11 protein-coding genes are annotated in these 19,273 nt (G+C 57.5%); 1 reads left to right on the top strand and 10 read right to left on the bottom strand.

The features are described 5' to 3' along the window. Positions 1-8 precede the first annotated feature (8 nt). The 10 genes from ACFSSA_RS02155 to ACFSSA_RS02110 form a co-directional block, all read right to left on the bottom strand. Entirely contained in the window at positions 9-2,114 is a 2,106-nt protein-coding gene (locus ACFSSA_RS02155) for a 3-keto-alpha-glucoside-1,2-lyase-like domain-containing protein (RefSeq protein ID WP_386818127.1), read from the bottom strand. Beyond that, positions 2,111-3,004: a c-type cytochrome gene (locus tag ACFSSA_RS02150; protein WP_386818126.1), complete on the bottom strand. Its 894-nt coding sequence runs from the start codon at positions 3,002-3,004 to the stop codon at positions 2,111-2,113. The genes ACFSSA_RS02155 and ACFSSA_RS02150 overlap by 4 nt, the downstream gene beginning before the upstream one ends. 129 nt (positions 3,005-3,133) lie before the next feature. Beyond that, complete coding sequence (locus ACFSSA_RS02145) at positions 3,134-4,951, bottom strand: sulfatase-like hydrolase/transferase (RefSeq protein ID WP_386818125.1); 1,818 nt, start codon at positions 4,949-4,951, stop codon at positions 3,134-3,136. Between the two features lie 96 nt (positions 4,952-5,047). Continuing rightward, complete coding sequence (locus tag ACFSSA_RS02140; protein ID WP_386818124.1) at positions 5,048-5,782, bottom strand: PEP-CTERM sorting domain-containing protein; 735 nt, start codon at positions 5,780-5,782, stop codon at positions 5,048-5,050. Positions 5,783-5,916: 134 nt separating this feature from the next. Next, on the bottom strand, positions 5,917-6,549 hold the full coding sequence (locus tag ACFSSA_RS02135; RefSeq protein ID WP_386818123.1) for a response regulator: 633 nt from the start codon (positions 6,547-6,549) through the stop codon (positions 5,917-5,919). Then, on the bottom strand, positions 6,546-8,735 hold the full coding sequence (locus ACFSSA_RS02130; RefSeq protein WP_386818122.1) for a sensor histidine kinase: 2,190 nt from the start codon (positions 8,733-8,735) through the stop codon (positions 6,546-6,548). The genes ACFSSA_RS02135 and ACFSSA_RS02130 overlap by 4 nt, the downstream gene beginning before the upstream one ends. A gap of 20 nt (positions 8,736-8,755) precedes the next feature. Then, complete coding sequence (locus tag ACFSSA_RS02125) at positions 8,756-10,411, bottom strand: sulfatase-like hydrolase/transferase (protein WP_386818121.1); 1,656 nt, start codon at positions 10,409-10,411, stop codon at positions 8,756-8,758. Positions 10,412-10,699: 288 nt separating this feature from the next. Then, positions 10,700-12,250 (bottom strand): alkaline phosphatase D family protein, encoded by a 1,551-nt coding sequence (locus ACFSSA_RS02120; protein WP_386818120.1) that lies wholly within the window; start codon positions 12,248-12,250, stop codon positions 10,700-10,702. A gap of 15 nt (positions 12,251-12,265) precedes the next feature. Then, complete coding sequence (locus tag ACFSSA_RS02115) at positions 12,266-14,716, bottom strand: hypothetical protein (RefSeq protein WP_386818119.1); 2,451 nt, start codon at positions 14,714-14,716, stop codon at positions 12,266-12,268. Positions 14,717-14,923: 207 nt separating this feature from the next. Next, complete coding sequence (locus ACFSSA_RS02110; protein ID WP_386818118.1) at positions 14,924-15,481, bottom strand: hypothetical protein; 558 nt, start codon at positions 15,479-15,481, stop codon at positions 14,924-14,926. Positions 15,482-15,659: 178 nt separating this feature from the next. Between ACFSSA_RS02110 and ACFSSA_RS02105 the strand changes: the two genes are divergently transcribed. Beyond that, positions 15,660-19,268, top strand: coding sequence for an ATP-binding cassette domain-containing protein (locus tag ACFSSA_RS02105; RefSeq protein WP_386818117.1), 3,609 nt, complete (start codon positions 15,660-15,662; stop codon positions 19,266-19,268). Positions 19,269-19,273 lie beyond the last annotated feature (5 nt).

The following is a 19,273-nucleotide window of genomic DNA, read 5'->3' as shown; positions in this document are numbered from 1 at the left end:
TCGGAGGGTTAAAGGTCGCGGATCAGGATGTTCCGGTAGAAGACATCGGCGCCGTGATCCTGGAATTCGATGGGGCTTTCCGTTTCAGCAAAGTTTTCGAGATCCTTGAATTTGCTTTTTGTAAAACTCCGCTTCCACTCATCGCTTCCGATTTCGATCTCAAGAACCTTGGTGCCATTGAGCCAGTGCTCGATGTGATTCCCGTTTGAGACGATGCGGGCGCTGTTCCATTCGCCCGCCGGGTGGCAGTTTTTCTCCGCCGAGGGTTCCGCGAGGTCATACAGTGCGGAGGCAGAGGTAGCGGGAGTTTTTCCACGGATGTGGCCAGCATCGTCGAGCACCTGGTATTCCAGTCCCTTGCCCTTCTGGCTGCGGTAAATTACGCCGCTGTTACCGCCAGCGCTGATTTTCCAATCAAATTTCAGCTCGAAATTCTTGTATTTCTGTTTGGTTCTCAGGCTGCCAACCTTTTTGGCACCCCGCGAGAGAACTCCATCCTTCAGCGTCCATGACTTGCCTTGCGCCCCGGTGGAAAATTTCGACAAATCGCCACTGCCCAAGAGATCCTCGAACTCCGCTTCCGCCGTGGCGGCTTTGTTCACGAAGTAGTGCATCACATGGCCCATCAGGGCTTCCTTATCCGCGCTGGTGGCGTGGTCCGCAGTGATGGAGTAGAGGTAGTTTGTCTTGATCTCGGGGAGGACGAGCCGGACCGACCGGCGGTCCTCGCTGACGGAGATTTCCGAAGGCTCCACCTTTTGCAGGTCAACGCGCGGCGAGCCGTAATCGGCATGATAGTGGTAGGTGTGTCGCGAGATTTTCCAGGCCGGGGCATCGGTTGAGAGTGGCTTGTTGAAGTGAATCTCAAAGCCGTTTTCGAGAAGCTGGACTTTTTCCACGAGGAACATCGGCTTCTGATTCCAAGTGACTTTCAGCAGTCCCTCGTCACCCGCCCATTTCAGGTGGGTTTTGCCGATCCAGAGTGCGCCGTCTTTGCCGAAGGTGAAGCGGTGGTTGCCGATTCCCAGCCTGGTGGTAAAGAGAAACGGAATTGCCGCTCCCTGCACGGTGCCTCCGACCTCCTCGCTGAGGAAACGAATCAGATTCGGCTGGTTCATATCGCCAATGAGCAACTCGCCCCGCGGCAGGCCGAAAAGCTCCGGATCAATCGTCGGGATGGGTTGTGTCAAAGAGTTTGCCATGTCTCCGTAGGGGATGAGTGCCGCCTCTCTGGTGCGCATGGTCTCCAGCTCCTCGACAGGCACATCGAGAGGATTCCGCCCGTCCCAGCCATCCTGCCAGATCAGCGAGGCCGGATGGCCGTAAAAATTCCCCTGCTCCACGTGATAGAGAGGATTGGTCGCTTTCCAGTCGCCTTGGTTGTCGGTAACCCAAAGGCGTCCCTCATCATCAAAGCCGATGCCGTCCGGAGAGCGGAAACCGCTGGCAAAGGGTTCCATTTTGCCTTCGGGTGTGATCTTGAGCACCCAGCCGCGCAGGGGAACTCGGGAAAACATGCGGCCGGCATCCTTCTTGTATTTGTCAGTGATTTTTTTGCCGTTGGAGGCGTCCATATGTTCTTTCGCGAGCCCGATTGGTGACCAGGGACCGCGGACGTGCTCAAACACGCCGCCATTGTTGGATGCGACGTTGAGCGCGATGTAGAGATTGCCGTCCTTGTCACGGGCGGGGCCGTAGGCGAACTCGTGATAGTTTCCGCTGATGCCGAAGTCGTCGCAGACGGTTTCATAAAAGTCCGCCTTGCCATCGGAATTGGTGTCGGTGAGCCGCGTCAGCTCTGCCCACTGCATGACAAGCAGGGAGCCGGAAGGTTCCTCAAGGAGTCCGAGAGGGCTCATCAGGCCACGGGCGAACTCGCTCCAGGTTCCCGTTTCCGGCTCGTAAAAAAGAACCTCGCCGCTGTCGAAGCAGGCTGCGATCCGGCCGTCGCTGAGGGTGGTCAAGCCGCCGACCTGATGGTCGACCGTCTTAGGCAAGGCCACTTTTTCAAAGGAATAGTAAGGTGACCAATCGGATTGCTGAGCCACCGACAGTGGGGCGGCCAGTAAGGTGCAGCCGAGGAAATGGATCCAAAGTGAACGGGTAAACTTCATGGTTTTGAAATGGTGAGGGTGAAGGACTTTGTGTCGCCGGCGGTAAGCGTCAGCGTATGGTTATTGAGCTCACCCTTGTCGGCGGAAACCCGTGCGGAGGAATCCTGCTCAAGATTCAGGCTCAGTTTTTCCAAGGGTTTCGACAGGGTGAAATGGCGGACAAAGCTGCCTGCTTCCGCGCCGTTGCTGATTCGCTCCCGGATTTCAATATCGCCGAAAGAATAGGCAAACTCGGGCGTGCCATCTTCGTGCAGACGATATCCATGAAACTGCGGCTCGTCATCTCCGGCGAAGGACCATAGCGCGGGTGCGCTCTCGCGGTAAAAGGGCTTTTGCCGGAGGTTCACCACGGTATGTCCCTGGCGTAGCCGGGTCTTATCGCCCGCCCAGGCATAGCGGAAGCGGCAGGCTTCCGTATCCCAGCAGAGACTAATGCCGTCTTTCAAAACCACCGCTACCGATGCCGGGCTGGCATCCGGTAAAAATGCCCGGACAACGTATGGCAGCTCCCTCACAGGCTCCTTGTAGGTATCATACTGGCTTCCCGCCTTTTGCTCTGTTTTTCCCTTTGCCTCCCCGAGCATGAACTTGTGAATCGCTGCAAGGGTTTCATCCGGGAGATGGGACATGGGTGGCATTTGCAGGAGTTTCGGATCCTTTTTACCGGGAGCCTTCGCCCATTGGATGAACTCCGCCTCCTTTTCCAGAGGATAGGTTTCCGCGATGGCGACCAATGACGGGCCGACCAGACGGAGGTCCGCCTGATGGCATGCCATGCAATTGGCTTGATAGGCCTCCTTTCCCAGTGCCTCGTCCGGTGGTTCCTGAGCAGAAGCATGGGCGGCAAACTGCGTGACGAAAATGACGGGAAAAGACAGATAACGTATCATGGGGTCTGGAGCTTGGAGTAGGGGTTGAAAAATTGAAACATTAACAAAGCCGGTGAATCCGGCACCACTGTTTCAGAATTCCACTGCGGAATCGAGCTTGCCCGATCCGGCGGGAAATTTCCACGGGCATCAGCGGGCGAGTGGGGTGATCCCGGGCAGGCTGATTTTTCCATCGTCGGCTCCGGGTGCGAAGTTGCTGGTGACGACGGTGGTATCGCCCTTTGCATCCCATTTGCACTCCACCCGACCATCGCCGAGAACGATGTCCTGAAGCTTTTTACGCAGCACGTCGATGACCGGACGGTAATGGGACTCGGAGGCCAGGTTGTGAATCTCCTCGGGATCGGAACGGAGGTCGAAAAACATCGGTTCCACCTCTTCCAGAGGGGCTTTGATGGCCCAATCGATTTTTTTCCCGTCGATCCGGCCGGGGCGGATGCGCATGCTGAATTTGTATTCCTTCGTGCGGATCACGGCGCGGGGGCCGATGACGTGCGTGGGCTCCGCAATGATGTAGTCCCGCGGAGGCAGAGCGCCGCCGGCGACTTTTGCGAGATCCTCTCCGTCCAGATAGGCATAGCTTGGCTGGTTCAGATCAATTCCCGCAGCAGCGTAGAATGTGGGAGCCATATCGAGGAAAGTAGTGAAATCCGTGACCACCTTGTCTGCCGGGAATCTCGTTTTATCGGAGGAGGCGACGATGATGGGGTTCTGAAGATCGGTATCAAAGGGGCCGAACTTGCTGATCATGCCGTGCTCGTTGAGGCGCCAGCCGTGATCGCCACAGACGTAGAGGACCATCCACGGTTGTTGGTTTTTCTCGGAGTAGCCGATGAATTTATCGACCGCCTTGCCAACGAGATCATCGACATAGGCGCAGTAGGCGAAGTAGTCGGAGACCATCTGCTGCTTCTCGGCTGTGGTGTAGTGGTCGCTGGCGCTATGCGAGTAGAGTTTCTGGATTTGCGGCGGAAAGCCGGCGAGTTCTTCCTTGGTGAACTCTGGGATCTCGTAGGTGATGCCCTTGAACTTGTCCCGGAACTCCTGTGGAGGAAGAACCGGCGTGTGAGGGGCCTCGAAGCCGAGGTGGACGAAAAGCGGTGCCGCTGATTTCGGGCCTTGGAGCTTGCTGCCGTATACGGTGGTGTGGGGTTGGTCGCAATTGTCGAGATATTGGCTCAGCTCCGTCAGGAACCAGCCATCGCGGGTTTTATCGCCGGATTGGGGGTTGACCCCGCCGATCACCATGCCGGTGTGTTCGTCGTCCCCGGCGGAATAGGCGCGGAGTATATCAAGACGGTCCCGGATTTCCGGACGATCATCCGGGGTGGCACCCTTGGTGACGGGCCATGAGAGCTTCTCTCCGTCAGAGAACTGGAAAACCTCGAAAACCTGTTTCGGCGTGCTTTTCCAGTCGGTCTGCTTGTCCCAATCGTATAGTCCTTTTGGGGCATACTCGCGGCGGTAGCCGAGATTGACCTGATAGATGTTGGAATCCTGGGGTTTCCCTTTCGGAGTGGTCGCGGGCTGACGATAGTAGAGGCCACCTTTACCGACGCTTACCGTCTGGTATCCGGCATCGGCAGCCATCACTTCCGGGATCATTGGCCGCCAGTGCTCCAGCTCAGAGGTCGGATAATAGTATTCGAACCCATACACCCCGGTGCGGTGTGAGTAGCGGCCCGAGTGCATGATGGTGCGGCTCGGGGCACAGCTGGGATTTTGGTTGTAGCTATTGATGAAAGTGGTGCCCATCGCTGCAAGACGGTCGACATTGGGGGAGAGCACTTTGCCCAAGGGGCTGTCATCGCGATCGCGGGTCATGCGATTGAAGGCGCTGATCGAGTCGAGCCGTTGGTCATCCGTGATTACCCACAGGATGTTTGGCTTCTGGGCAGCTAGAGCGGGACCGAGCAGTAGCAGCAAGGAGGGAATGATGCGTTTCATAAAGGAGATGTTCTACGGAATCTGCAATGGCATGAAAGGGAAGGGTGCGCCGGAAGTTCCAGCGCACCCTTTGGAAGAATTTTTCTGGGTAGTGTTTTACTTGCGGCGGCGGAGCAAGAGGCCGCTTAGTCCCAGGCTGAGCAGGAAAGCGGAGGAAGGCTCAGGAACAGCGGAAAACTGCAGATCCTGATTTAGCATTGAGTTGGAGCCATTGATCGCTTGGGCTGTGAAGGTATTCACCGCCTGAAGGGTGCCGCTAAAGCCGGAGCCAACCGTGTAAGTGGAGCCCGAGGTGTCAGTCGAGTTTTGGAACTCAATGATGTTTGTGCCATAGGTCAGGCTCTGGCTGTCGGGGGTGTTGCCGAAGTTGCCCGCGGTCCAACTGGTGAAGCCGTCGAATTTGATGGTGCCGCCGAAGCCGATGACGTCGGTGGGTGCAGAGACGGAGATCGTCAGCAACTCGGCACCGTTGAACTGGTTGCCGCCGACGCCGACGTTGCCCAAATCGCTGAAACTTACGTCCAGTGGATTGCTGTTGTTGCTGTTGCTGCCCACGTAGGTGACGGTGAATTTAAAACTGACGTTGGTGGCGCCCGCCTCCTCTGCCGAAAGATCCAGGCCGGAGATGGTGTAGGTGGTGCTGATCGTCGAGTCGGTGCCGGGGGTTCCAACGACGGTGGCTGCGGAAATGGAGCCGAGTGAGGTGCTTTGCTCTGCGGCGCCATCGACGTTGGCGGTGATGAGGGTCGCGGCCTGGGATTCACCATTGAAGAGGAAAATCGCTCCGATTCCGGCGATGACAGGGAGGGATTGTTTGAAGGTCTTTTTCATAGTGGTAATGACTGGATGGATTTGGTTTTCGATTGAGAAAGGCAGGATAAGCCCTACTCAGGAATTAGCGGAGATTGCAGCGGGGCCACGAGTCGGTCAATCTAGCCAAAAGGCGAGGTAGGCGGCGCTGCAAACTAGTCCTCGAGACGGAGAATTCCTTTTTTATAAGCGGTGACCACCGCTTGGGTGCGGTCCACAGCTCCAAGTTTTTCCCGCAGGTTGGTGATGTGGAGTTTAACCGTGGCGAGAGAAATCCCGAGAGCATCGACGATATCCTTGTTACTGAAACCATTGGCGAGAAGTTTGAGAACCTCCAGTTCACGGGGAGTCAGCTCCGCCTGTTGACGACGCTCCCGCAGCTTGGCGGCAATGGTCGCGGGAAAGTAGGTGCCGCCTGAAGCGACTTCATGAACGGCGGCGATGACGTCCTCGATCTCACCTGCCTTTTTGGTTAAGTAGCCGCTGACACCAGCTTGGGTGGCTTTCCAGATATCTTCCTCGGAATCGAAAACACTGAGCAGGATGATGCGAATGGAAGGTTGTCCGGCGAGAATCCGCCGGGCGCAGGTGATGCCGTCCATGCCCGGCATGTGATAATCGAGAATCACAATATCGGGAGCTAGATCTGCAAGGCGTCCAATGCCTTCCTCACCCGTGGCCGCAGCGCCCACAAGCTCGAGATCATCCTCATGGTTGATCGCCTGCGAGAGGCCGAGCCTCATGATGGCATTGTCGTCGACGACGAAGATTTTCAGGGAGGAGTTCATAAATGGAGGAGATCTTCAGGCTTCATATCGAGGTTTAGCCGCACCCGGGTTCCCTCGGTGCTGGAGCTATCGATTTCGAGTGTCGCGCCTATCTTTTGCGCACGTTCCTTCATGCCCTGCAGACCGAAGTGTCCGACAGGCTCGGCCATTTTCGGATCGAAACCGCAGCCGTCGTCGCTAATTTCAAGCTCAAGACGGTGCGATCGGATCGAGAAACGGATCGCGACATGTTCGGGCCTGGCATGCCGTAGGGAATTTGTAGCAGCTTCCTTTGCAATCCGGAACAGGTGGTTTTCGATACGTCTTTGGAGACGGGGCGGCGAGCCTTGGGAAGCGATCCGCAGGGTGATTCCGCTGTCGTTGAAAAGAGGCTCAAGCGTGGCGCGCAGAGCTGTCGTGAGGTCCATGGACTCCAGGAGCCCGCCACGCAGATCAAGGATTGATGAGCGGGCTTCCAGACTGCAGTAGCTCAACATGTTCTGCAGAATGGTGAGGGAGCCGAGAGTTTTCGCCTGCTCTTGCTGCATTGCTTCCCTGCGGGTTTCCAGATGGGACCTCAAAGCTCTATCGGCGGGATTGCTCAGGGAAAGCGAGTGACGGAGCGAGTTCATGGCTCTTTCCGCGTGGCGATTCATGAGTTTCATACAGGACCGTAGCTGAATTGCCATGCCTGCAAGTCCTTGTTCCAGGCTGTCGTGGAACTCCCGGGCGATGCGCTGGCGTTCCTCCAAGGTCGACTCGCGTTCGATCTTGGCAGCGATGACGCGGGTTTGACGGTCGACCGTGCGTCGGAGTAGGATGCCCCATCCGAAAACCAGAGCCAGGAGTCCGAAGGTGAGAGCTAGTCCCCAGAGGAGCCGGTTGGTGGTCCACCATGGTGAGGGCCTCACCACCGAGACGCCTCCCTCGGCGAGCAAGTCGATCTCGAAGCTATCGATACTCATTTGCCATGGGATCTCTTGGTTGCGGAACAGTTTGCAAATGCCGGTAAGGCGCAAAATGGAGCCGGGGGCAGGCGGTGGAGCTGTGAAATTCGAAGGGGAAAACTGTGCCTTGAAAAGCTTGTCACCGGATTGGCACAGAAGCGTGCGGAATCCCTGGGATGTTGCGTCTGTTTCCCGGAAGTCGATATTATCGATGGTCTCGAGGAGTTTGGCGTCGAGTTCGACCAAGGCGCCGTGCAAACTACTGCTGATGGGCTCCGCAGGGTTGAAATGGATGGGATACGGGGGCGGGGAGCTCCCAGTCACACGTAACGCCTGGGCGAGAAATGCCGGGCCGATCGGCTGGGACCAGACAAACCCATCCAGCTCGACCACGTCGCCGATCGTGATTTTGCTGTTGGAAGGAATGGTGGCCATGAGGGTGGCACCTTCGTCCACGAGATAGATATCCTGCCCGTTGATATGAGTGATGGTCCCCCGGGTTTTGACTGGTGTGCGTGGCTCGAAGCCATAGGTCATGAGTGCTGAGATCGGCACAACCTGGGATGTGGGAGAGGGTGTGTTCCTGCGGAGGATCTCGAAGTCGGCGGGGGAGTTGGCGAAGAAGATGCGATCGGTTGCCTGGCCTCGATCATTGAAGACCGTGCCTGCCACGGCCGTGATGCTGACGCGGTTGAGCGCCAATTCCGCTAACAGAGCCATGGCATCATGCGAGTAAGGAACCTGGACTTGGGCCAGAATTTCATTCTTTTTCAATTCCAGCATGATCGCGTTGTGCGACCGGACGGGGGTGATGGAAACGATGGCACCGCGGATGGAAACCCACGAACAGTCGAGAGCAGGAAGGTGATATTCGCTCGCGGACAACTGCGTGGGTTTCGGGAGCGTGGCATGGCCGGTGATTTCGAATTGGCTGCCTTGGATTGAGGGGGAGAAATCCGATGCCGAGGTGATTCCCCGGATATGGACGATATCTCCGGGCACGGGGTCGATCTGGGATTTTGACCTGGCGAGGCCGCGGACGTAGATTCCAGACTCGCCGTCGTGAGCGAAAAATCCGCCACCGCGGGTGCTAAGTCGAAGGACTTGAGCGGTAAGATCGACAGGGTGGGACTTTGCGGCTTCCTTGCGACCGAGTTGGCGGATTTCCAATATCGAGTCGCAGGCCTCTTGGGCTAGAGCCATCGTCCCGAGCAGACACACTCCGATGAGAGCTAGACATTTGGGGACCGGATGATTCATCGAAATGGGGGACTGTCCGGCTATTTGCTATCAGCGGCCGGTTTGGCCTTTTTCTGCTTTTTCTCTTCCTTGGACTTCTTCTTGGTCTTCGTTTTCTCAGGTGAATCCGGAGTGCCTGGAGCGTTCGGTCCATTGGTCTTCACGCCAAATTTTGGCAAAACGGCCTCGAGCTTGGCACGCTCCGCACGGTGAACTTCCGAGACGGCATCCCAATCGGTAATCTCGGTGAAGCTGATAAGATCCGCAGGTGTCTCCGAGACATCCCACCATTTGCCGAAACCGTCGCGCATGACATGGCTGCCGCGAATCAACTGCATATATCCACGGTAGCCGTAGACCCATTCCCGGTGAGCCGGCTTGTCGGTGAAGAGAAATGGGAGGAGGCTTTCGCCGTTTTGCTCATAATTTGCCGGTATTTCCGCTCCAGTGAGATCGGCGATGGTGGGGAAAAAATCGGATAGGTTGACGAGAACGTCCTGGCGGCCGTGCTTGGTCATTCCCGGTGCGTAAATGATCAGTGGCACATGGACTCCCTTCTGGCGATCCGGGCTGTTTTTCCCATAGCCTCCGGTGCCGTTGTCCGCGCAAAAGATGATCACGGTATTGTCAGCGATGCCCATCTTTTCGAGCTTCTGCCGATAGAGCCACATCTGATAATCGAGATAATTGATATGGCGGTGCATGCCGGGCTCGGTCACGGTTCCGTGGGTATCATAGATACCATCGTCGCCGGTTACCTTTGGCTCGGTGCGCGTATATTTTTCTCCATCCCAGGAGATGACCGGAGTGCCGGGCCAGCTGCTATCGGACTCCGGGTGGAGCCAGTCAAAACCATCGTGGCCGAGGTGGGTGGTGTGATAGATGAAGAATGGTTTCTTTGCCTCATGTTGGCGCTCCATGTAGTCGAAGATGAAATCCAGCTCGACATCGGGGCCGTAGGTCGCCAGGCCGAACTCTTTCTTTGATTCCTCATCGTTCGGCCACCACGAGAACGTCTTTTCTCCGGGATGATTCATCAACCGGACATGGGGAAACCAATACCAGCCGTGCTGGAGATAGGTGTCGGCGGGTTTCCCGGTGTCGACATTGACGACGGTGCGCTCGCCGTTGATTTTGCGGTATTCAAGTTTGAAATCGGTGTAGGGATTGTCTTTGTCCTCGAGATTCCCCGGAGTGAAGCAGCCTTCATCGTAGCCATAGCGGGTGAGATCTCCGGCCATCTGGGTTTTGCCAGCCCAGTAGGTGGCGTAACCGGCTTTCTGGGCGAGGTGACCTAGCTGCAGCGGGGAGCTTTCATAAAGCGGCCAGACGGAGGCTTTTCCCGAGGAGTCGAGATACTTGCCCTTGAGCTTGTTGTCCCACCACTTGTGAAGGTGGGCATAGCGGCCGGTCATCATCATGGCACGGCTGGGAGAGCAGACGGTGGCGGCCCAGGGCGTGGTGACCCAGCAGCCCTCGCTGGCCAGCTGATCAAGGACCGGCGTTTTGGCCCGATATTGCGGATCGCTGGTATCGTTGCGCCAGGGACCGGTCCATACGCTGGAGCCATAAACAGGGAGCTCACGGGCGCTGATATCGTCCGCAAAGACCATGATGATGTTCGGTTTTTCTAGGGGGGCGGCAAGGGCAAGAGTTCCGGTGCCGAGCGCAATGGTGAGGCTGAGTGCGAGTTTCATTTTATCTTGGGTTGTCGATTGAAGCCAGAGGAGGTTGCGGACCTTTGGCGGGCCGGAGTGTGGATTTTTCGGTTCACGGAAAATAACCCTCATAGATCTCCGGAGCAGGCAGGTTCATCCTACTATTTGGCTGATGCGGGTGACCTGCCGAAGTTTTTACCTAGTCCGCCAATAGCCGGCGAAAGCCTTCCGGAAGAAGGCGGAGGTTTGGGACACAGTGCAGCACTACTTCATCCGCATGGGATATCGATCGATCCCATTCACTGGCCGGTGTAGCAATCCCAATGATTACCGGGCCGGAGGAGTCAGTTGGCTCCGTGTCAGCGAGACTTCGTAATGGGATTGGCCCTTGGCGTCCAGAATGCGGATGGTCGCGGTGGGATCCGGCAAAGTGGTATCGAAGGAGCAAACGCCGAAAAGTGATTTGCCGATCATACCGAAGGGCTGGTCTTCCGCAGGCTTCCCGATCGCCGGCGGCCCGGGGTGTGCGCCCAGGCTGCCGAGCTCGAACTCCCAGAAGTCGAAACCCGAGGCCCGCGGAATGCGGACAACCCTTGCTCCATGGCGGTCTCCGGAAAGTAACATCACTCCGCCGATTCTCTTTTCCTCGATGAAGGAAAAGATGCGTTCACGCGTCTCCGGATCCCAGGTCCCCCAGGAGTCTTTTCCCGCTGTGATATTGTCGCTCCACATGGTGCCGCTGCTGAGGAAGATGAAAGGCCCGGTGCAGGCGGCCAGTTCTTTCTCCAGCCACTGGAGCTGTGCCTCGCCCAAAAAGTTATCCGGCTTGCCCTTCGCGGTGCGAAAATAACGGGTGTCCAGCATGATCACATCGCAGGGACCGATGCGGGTGCGGAAAAAAATTCCTTCGTTCCGATCCTCGAAGCCGTAGGAGGGATTATTCCACGACTGTGTCCAGACTTTCCGGACGGCGGAGCGATCCTCCGCGGTGAAGCCCTTGGGGACTCCCGAAAGATCGTTGTTGAAATAATCATGATCATCCCATGTCGCGTAGACAGGAGTGGAAGCGACCAGTTTGCGCCAGCCGGGTGAAAGATCCCGCAGGAGGTAATCCGATCTGTGCAGACCGACACGATTTTCCCGGTCATCCACGGCTCCATCGCCCAAAAGGAGTAGCGCGGAGCTTTTCTGCTGATGGATGCGCTCTAGTAACGCCTGGTTCCACAGTCCGGTCTTATGGAAATCCGCTCCAAAGGCGATGGTTGTAGGAATCGCCGCGTCAGGTCCGGGCGTGGTGGTAAGGGTGGAGTCCGCAGGCATGGGGATGGGTTTTCCATCGACCAATACCCGGTAGGCGTGGGAGGTGTTCGCCTGCAATCCCGTCACGGGAACGACTGCGGTAAAATCGCTTTCCGGAGTGCTTGCAACGGGGCCGAATTGTTTTTCCTCTCCGTTGATCTGCACCTGGACGGTGACTTGAGCCGGCTTCCGGGTGCGGATCCAGACGCGGGCACCTTCGGCGGAAACCGCTCCGAGCATCGGCCCCCCGAGTATGGAGATCTCGTATTTTTCGGCGGCTTCGCGGATTGTCGGTAGCTGCGCGAAGGTGGCCATGGGATTGGCCGCGAACGCCTGCCGGGCTTCACTGAAGAAGCTGCGGATCGATTCCGGCGGCTCCGAGAGGTCGAGTAGAGCTATGTCAATTTCGGGAGTGCCCCGGTGGGCTGCCTTGAGGTCAAGCGAGCCGGGAGGTTTCTCTGCCGCACTCATTGATCCGGCAAGGCTCATGTGAATGAAGATCAAACCGAGGCCAAACGGCTGCCAGTTCATGCGGTTCCGGGAGGAAAGAGAGCGGGTGCCCAGTGGAGAGATAATCATGTTTCTTTTAGGTTTTTAGTTTCCTGCCGGCAATTTCGCATAGCCGACGATGAGTTCGCCCCCGGTGGATCTTCCGATGAGTTTGCAGGTGAAGTCTTGCTCCGTGAGGCCATGTCCGTGGGAGTCAAACTCGAGGATAACCCCATCCTTGTGCCGGGTGGTGTTGATGACCTTACAGCCTGCACCGAAGTTTACCTCGTCACATCCTCCGAGGCGGAGGGAGTCAGGATCCATGTCTTTCTGCGCGTCGAAGCCAGGCTCGGAGCGCACAAGGAGGCGGATGGATTGGGTGGAGGAGCCGATGGGCTCCGGGTTGAGAATTTCCATGCGCTTGTAGACGACAAGGGGAAGGATGAGATTTTTGGCGCTGTGGTTGTCGTTTCCGTAGTCATCTTCCTTCGGGGCATCGCTGGCGGCGAGCGAGAGGTGGGTGGCGCGGCCGAAATCATCGACTAGGACATGCGGGCGTTCCACCTTGTCCCAAAGATTGCGGGTGCCATCGGCATAAACGGCGGAAGTGGGAGTGAAGGCGAGGCCGCATTCATATTTCCAATCGATGCCATCCGGGGAGCGGAGATGGATGGCACGGTAGTCGAGAAACGCATTGATCAGCATATGATACTGCACTCCATCATACCAGAGCGCCGGATCCTCGTAGTTTGATTTTCGATAGAGCTCGGGGATGGTCGTGTTGTGATTTACCGTTTTTGTGAGGACCTTGTAAGGGCCCAGCAGACCGGTCTCGCTGAGCATCATGGCGCCGAATTTGCTGACAACCAGCATGGAGCCATCCGCCCGCTGCACGAACCCGAGATTACGGGTGTATTGGTAGTCGCGCTGGTGGTCATAGTTGATATCGTTCGGCTCGACAGTGAGCTCACCCTCCAGATTCCACGGGCCGTTCATGGACTCCGAGGTGAAAATCATCGGTTTGAACTGGACGAGCGTATAGAGCATGTAACGACCGTCGTTCAGAAGGGTTACCGTCGGATTGTGCCCGAGTCCATTGTGATAGGTGTAGGCGATCTCGTCTTTCACCGAGTAGGGACCGATCGGATGCTCGGAGACCAGGTGGGCCACAGTGGAGTTCGGCCATTCCCAGTGTCCCTTGCGGGCGGATTCCGGCCAGCGGGTGTTGATGATATGGTATTTGCCGTCGTGCTTGTCCTTGACGACTCTGCCGCCCCAGTAGGTCCAGTCCGGGCTTTCGACTCCGTCTTTGGGATCCCGGGGCAGGACATCCTCCGTTCCCCAGAGGTCGGAGCGCAGCTGACTCTGGATCGGAATCGGTAGGATGAGATCGCTGAACGAGGCGCCTGGCACGGCTTTAACCGTGGCGGTGACTTTCTCGGAAAACTCACTGACGTTGCCGCTGTGGTCGATGGCCTGGATCACATAAGTGTTCTGGACGCCCTTGACCGGCAGCATGTCCTGAAACGATTGCTGTTTGCCTGCCTTTCCGATCCGGGACAGGTGGTTTCCCTCGGCATCTCCGCGGAAGATGTTGTAACTGGCGATGTCGTCATCGTCGGATTTCCAGCGGAGCTGAATCACGGTATCCTCGCCGCGGGCTGTCACGGCATGAGGCGCGTGGGGAGGGACAGTGTCCACTTTCCGGGCGCTTGCAAACGGGGAAGCAGAGGATTCCTTGTCTCCTGCGCGGGTGACGAAGTAATAATTGGTCAGGCCATTGATGACCTTCGAATCGGTGAATCGATTGGCAGGGATACTGGTAGCGATACGCTGGAAATCCTTTCTCGGGGAAGAACTGCGATAGACGTGGTAACGGGTGCCGGGCGATGAAGCCGGCCAATGCAGCCCGATGCCGGAATCGACCGGCTCCGCGGTCAGGGTGGCTGGCCCGGCGCTCTCCGCGCGTAGGACTTTCAGATCGACGTAATCGACGTAGACCTTGGTGTCGTCCGATGAATAGAGGGTGAGCTTGACGGAGAGATCGCCTTGCTTCGCATCTTCCTCCGAGACGGTATAGGAACCACTGAAAACGGCGTTTTCGACATTGCCGCCAGGGACGGATTTTTGATCGGCGACGAGATGGAGCTTTTCCCCGAATACGAGCCCCATGCTGACTCCGGCATCACAAGGATACTCGGCCCGAGCGGCAAACGTCCACTCCAGGACGTCGCCGGCGATGGGTTTGGGGTAGGCGGAATCCTCTCCGGTCAGCGCCACGGAGGCGAAATCCACGGCGGCGTTGCCCCCTCCATGGATTTTCCCCAGATCCAGACCGACGGGCCTGTTCCCTTTGCCGTCGATGTATTCCGGCTTCCAACAAGGCGATTGAACGAACTGGCGCCAGTGAGCGCGGACCTGGTCGAAGTCGCCGTCATTCAGGCTCGGGTTAGGCAGATTTTTTCCGAGAAGGGGAATGTCTGCTTGGGCGATGGAGGTGGCAGATAGAAGCAAGGACGAGGTTAGGGCCCACTGGCGAAACAGGTAGAGGAACATAATGCTGGAGAGAGGAAAGGATGCGAAATTGAGGAGATCCCGTCCGCAGGATTTCGAGTGGAAGGGATGTCTAAGGAACTTGTTCGTTCCGGATACGCGGGCCGGGCCGCTGTGTTTTCAGCAGGTGTGTGGAATTTCGGGATGGAATCGCAGGTTTGTGGGGCCCGGAGAATGCGGATTGGCTGCGGTGCGATGTTCTTTGGCCGATCAATCGGCCTGCGCCGCGAACCATGATTTGATCTTCGGGCGATTCAGAAGTGCGAGCGTAAGGATCGGATAAATACAGCTAAGAAGTGTGCCAAGCACCGTGGTGATCATGATAAGCTGGCGCGGCGAAATGGGCATAGAAGCAGGTAGGCTGGCCTCTGTGGCATCCGCAACCACGGGAAGGGTGTAGAGCAGTGTGAGAACAAGGGAAATTCCTTTCACCGCCAGTGAGGTCCAGGCGTAGCGGTTGGACCACTTCAGACCGGAAGCACGCTTTTTAAGAAGTTTTATCCCTGCGGTAATTATCAAAACCGTCACAATGATCGCGATCACCGTGGAAACGAGCGTAATAGGCATCATCTGCGCTTGTAAGGCTTCCTGTGACTCGAACTGGGCCGTCAATTCGGGAGTGGGAGGCGTCAATTTTTGGGCGGGGTTTCCCATCGCTAGGACAATCGCAGTCCATATCAGACTGATGCTACCGAAAGCCCCGAACACGATATGCAGGATGCCGAAGATTTTCACCGGTTGTGGCTGTCCGAGAGAATGTTGCTCCATATACACTGCATCTTCGGGCGATAATGGCGGTGGTTGTTCCATAAGACGAAAAGAGCGTAAATCGCACGGATGTCGAGCCGCTTTGGAAATCGGCTCCCCTGTATTTACGCGGAATCGACTGGATTTATGAGCGATGGGTCGAGAAAGCGGATTGCCAAGGGCTGTCGCATAGGTGGAAATGGGCAGAGCGATGGAAGGTGATGGCGAGAATAATGAGGAGCGTGGCGGGAGTGAGGTTTCCTTCTGGAAAAAAACGATCACCGGGAAAGATGCGCTAGGCTGGGTGCCTGGCTTCGGGCGGTTTGGGAGGCTGGGGAAACGATCCGAAGGGCAGGTCGGCGCACTGGTGGACGCCTTCGCGGCATTTGCGACACTGGATGACGTGCTAAGTGCGGTAGAGGCGGATCTCATTCTCGACATGCTGCGCAGTGCCTTTCCGGAAGTGGATCACTCATGGCTGACGAGAAGACTGCGTAGGGCGGTGAAAAGCCCGAAGCCGCTGCAAGGTCTGGCTGCTGATCTGCGAACCGCTTTGGACGATGTGGGGAAGCTTGCGATAGGTCTCCAGCTTTACACGTTGGTCGATGCTGCGGGGCGCTCGGAGCGGAGCCGCGCCACGTTTGAGATTTTCATGCGCAGGCTGGGCAAGCCGGAGGTTGGCGCAGCGATCTTGCGGGAAATGCGTGGAGGCGAGGAGGAGGTGGCGGCGTCTGACTTGCCTTTTGAGCGGCTGATCTTCGGCGGGGCGGATGCGGATGTCACCCTCCCTCCGGCTGCGGGGGAGCAGGAATTCCGGATCTACCGTGTGGGGGATCTCATCCTTCTCCGGAACACCGGCACGCCGCCTCTCTGGGTGCGTGGAAAATCGCTTTCCACAGGGGCATTTCTTCGAGTGCGGGAGCGCCAGGAGCTGGTAGTCCCGGGCTGGATTCTGGGCTATGACGATTTGCGCTTTTTCCTCGATGTGCGGCGGATGGGAAATATGCCATCGCTGTATCTGGAGGCGGGCGAGGAAGGCCTCGTAGCGGAGCGGACGCGGGCCAGAGGCAGTGAATTGAGGGTAAAATTCGGCCTCGAAGCAGAAGTGGAAGTGCTTTCGGAGACGAGCCTCCACGTCGGCAGCAAAGGCGCTCTCAAGGTGGGCGATATCGTCTATTGTCGCAACCATGAGCGGGTCGGAGGAGCTGCAGGCTTCAGCTTGACGATGAACGATTTGCGGAAGCGCGCATTGCAATCCGGCCGTCGCTTCCGCCTGGTCACCGAGCGTCAGGAATACATGGTTTCCAATGATGCGGGAGCGCTGAGTAGTGGGGATCTTTTGCTCGGGGCGAAGCTGGCTCCGCGCACGGTGCTTTTCATTCGGTTCGACAGCGAAAGCGCAACCGGAAAGCTTGAAATCCGCGAGGCGAACGGACCGGTGCTGGTGGATGGCCTTCCGGTTCGCCAGCGGGCAACCTTACGCGATGGATCGCTAATTCGTCTTTCCGGCAGCCAAGCCGTGCGGTGCCGCTTTTCCGAAGGCTTCCTCGATGAGGAAAGGACCCAGATCGAATCGCTTGAGGTCGATGGCCTGATCCACGATTTCGGGAAGGACTCGCGGGCGCTCGATCAAATCAACTTTGAGGTCCGGCGGGGGGAAATGCTTTGCATCATCGGGCCCAGCGGCAGCGGAAAAAGCACCTTGCTGGCAGTTCTCTCCGGCCAGCGGAAGCCGACTCGTGGCAAGGTGAAGCTGAATGGCATCTCGCTCTACGAACACCGCGAAAGGCTGGTGCCATTCATCGCCCATATGCCTCAGGAGGAAGCTCTGAATCCCCAGCTAACGGTGCGGGAGCACTTGCGGCATGGAGTGATGGTGCGGCGGCCGGGTCTTGCACTCGCGGAGCACGACAGGCGTGTGGACAGCATGCTTGCGGAGCTCGGGCTGCAACGGATCGCGCGGCGGCGGGTGGGCTCTCAAGGGGAAAAAACGATCTCCGGCGGCGAGCGAAGCCGGCTGAACCTGGGCGTGGATCTCGGTAGCCGGGCGGAGCTTTTCCTTTTTGACGAGCCTATCTCAGGGCTGTCTTCAAAAGACTCCGAGCATGTTGCCGAGACCTTGCGGGCCTTGGCGCGGGAAAAAATCGTGATCGCCTCCCTGCACCGCCCGGGAGCCAGTGTTTTAAGGCTTTTTGATAAAGTTCTGCTTATCGATAGCGGCGGCAAAATGGCATTTTTCGGCACTCCTGCGCAGATGGTCAGCTACTATCGGGATGCCTGCGAGGAACTGGGCATTTCCCATCCTTCGATGGTGGCGAAAACACCACTCGGCGCGGATTTCGTCTTTGATGTGCTGGAGACGCCTCTCAGTTCCATCGGGGATGGAGGCAATACCGGTGCGGTGCGGCGCTTCCCGCCGACTTTTTGGCAAGAGCGCTTCGAAAGCCAATCGCTGCTCCGATCGCTGCAGCGGGATGCGTCTCCGCCGAGCCGACTCAGCAACGCCGGGATCGAGAGGCTGCCCGTTCCGCCTACACCGACACGCCGTTGGCGGGCTGTGCTGCTGATTTTTGCGACCCATTTCGAGCGCTCGCTACTTTCGAAAATCCGGAGCCGCGGCACACTTTACAGCACGTTCCTGGAGGCTCCTATCCTGGCGGCGCTTATCGCGATCACGCTCCGCTCATCGCCGACTGGCAGCTACCAGTTTTCCACGGCTTTGCATATCCCGGCATACCTTTTCCTGAGCGTGACGGTGGCGATGTTCCTTGGATTGACAAATTCCGCTACGGAAATTCTGCGGGATCGGGCAGTGCTGCGGCGGGAGCGGAACTGCCAGCCGGGTGGAGTCACCTATGTCAGCGCAAAGTTTCTCGCCTTGGGCCTTGTGGCGGCGATGCAGTGCTTCACCTATCTGGTGGTGGGCAACCATTTCCTGGAGATCGAGGGAGTGCTGCTTTACCACTGGATCTGGATGACACTCACCGCATTGACCGGCACCGGCATGGCGCTGGTGGTCTCGTCATTGGTGAAAACCGAACGAGCGGCACTTACGGCGGTGCCGCTACTGCTTGTTCCGCAGATGCTTCTGGCAGGGGCGCTGGTCCCTTTCAAGGAAATGAACCGAGGCCTTTTCAATGAGGTGAAACTGGAACGGGATCACGGGGGAGTGCCCGTGCCGGCGATGGTGATGCCGCTTCGTTACGCTTTCGAGGGCATGCTTGTCGCCCAGGCAACCCGCAACCCCTTCGAGCTGGAGCGCATCCGGATGCAGCGGAAAATCGATCGCGCCCGCGATCAGGGCAGTGAGATGGACAAGGAAGAGATTGAGCGGTTTGAGATGGTGAAGGAAGGCCTCCGGCGTCTCGTCGCTTCCGGCGCGCGCGATCAGAAGGAAGCCGCGGATTTGGTTTCCAGAATTCGCCGTATGGTAGCGGGTGGCACGCCGATCGAGGTCGCCACCATGAAAGTCTGGCCGGAGGGAGATGATGTGAAGCCGACCTATACTTACTTCGTCAATGAGCGGATCGAGCTGCTGGTCCGCGAGGCGGAAACCTTCCGGAATGATTATCGGAATAAGAAGCCGAAGCACGTCTTTCTCGCCTTGGAAAAGCCGATTCCGTTCTACAACCGGCTGAAATTTCTCCATCCCGATGAGAGCGGAGCGGGCGGGAATGATCTCTCCCACAAGCTGCCCGGACAGATCGAAACCATGAAGTTTTGCGGCTGGCTGCTTCTGGCGGTCAGTCTTGGTTGTGCGGGTATCACGGCATTTGTCATCGGCCGCCAGAACAAAAGCGTGAAGTGATTGAT

This window comes from Luteolibacter algae (assembly GCF_042683045.1).
Lineage (GTDB): Bacteria > Verrucomicrobiota > Verrucomicrobiia > Verrucomicrobiales > Akkermansiaceae > Luteolibacter > Luteolibacter algae.
The sequence above is the reverse complement of the archived record's forward strand: the minus strand, read 5'-3'. Positions and strand labels throughout refer to the sequence as shown.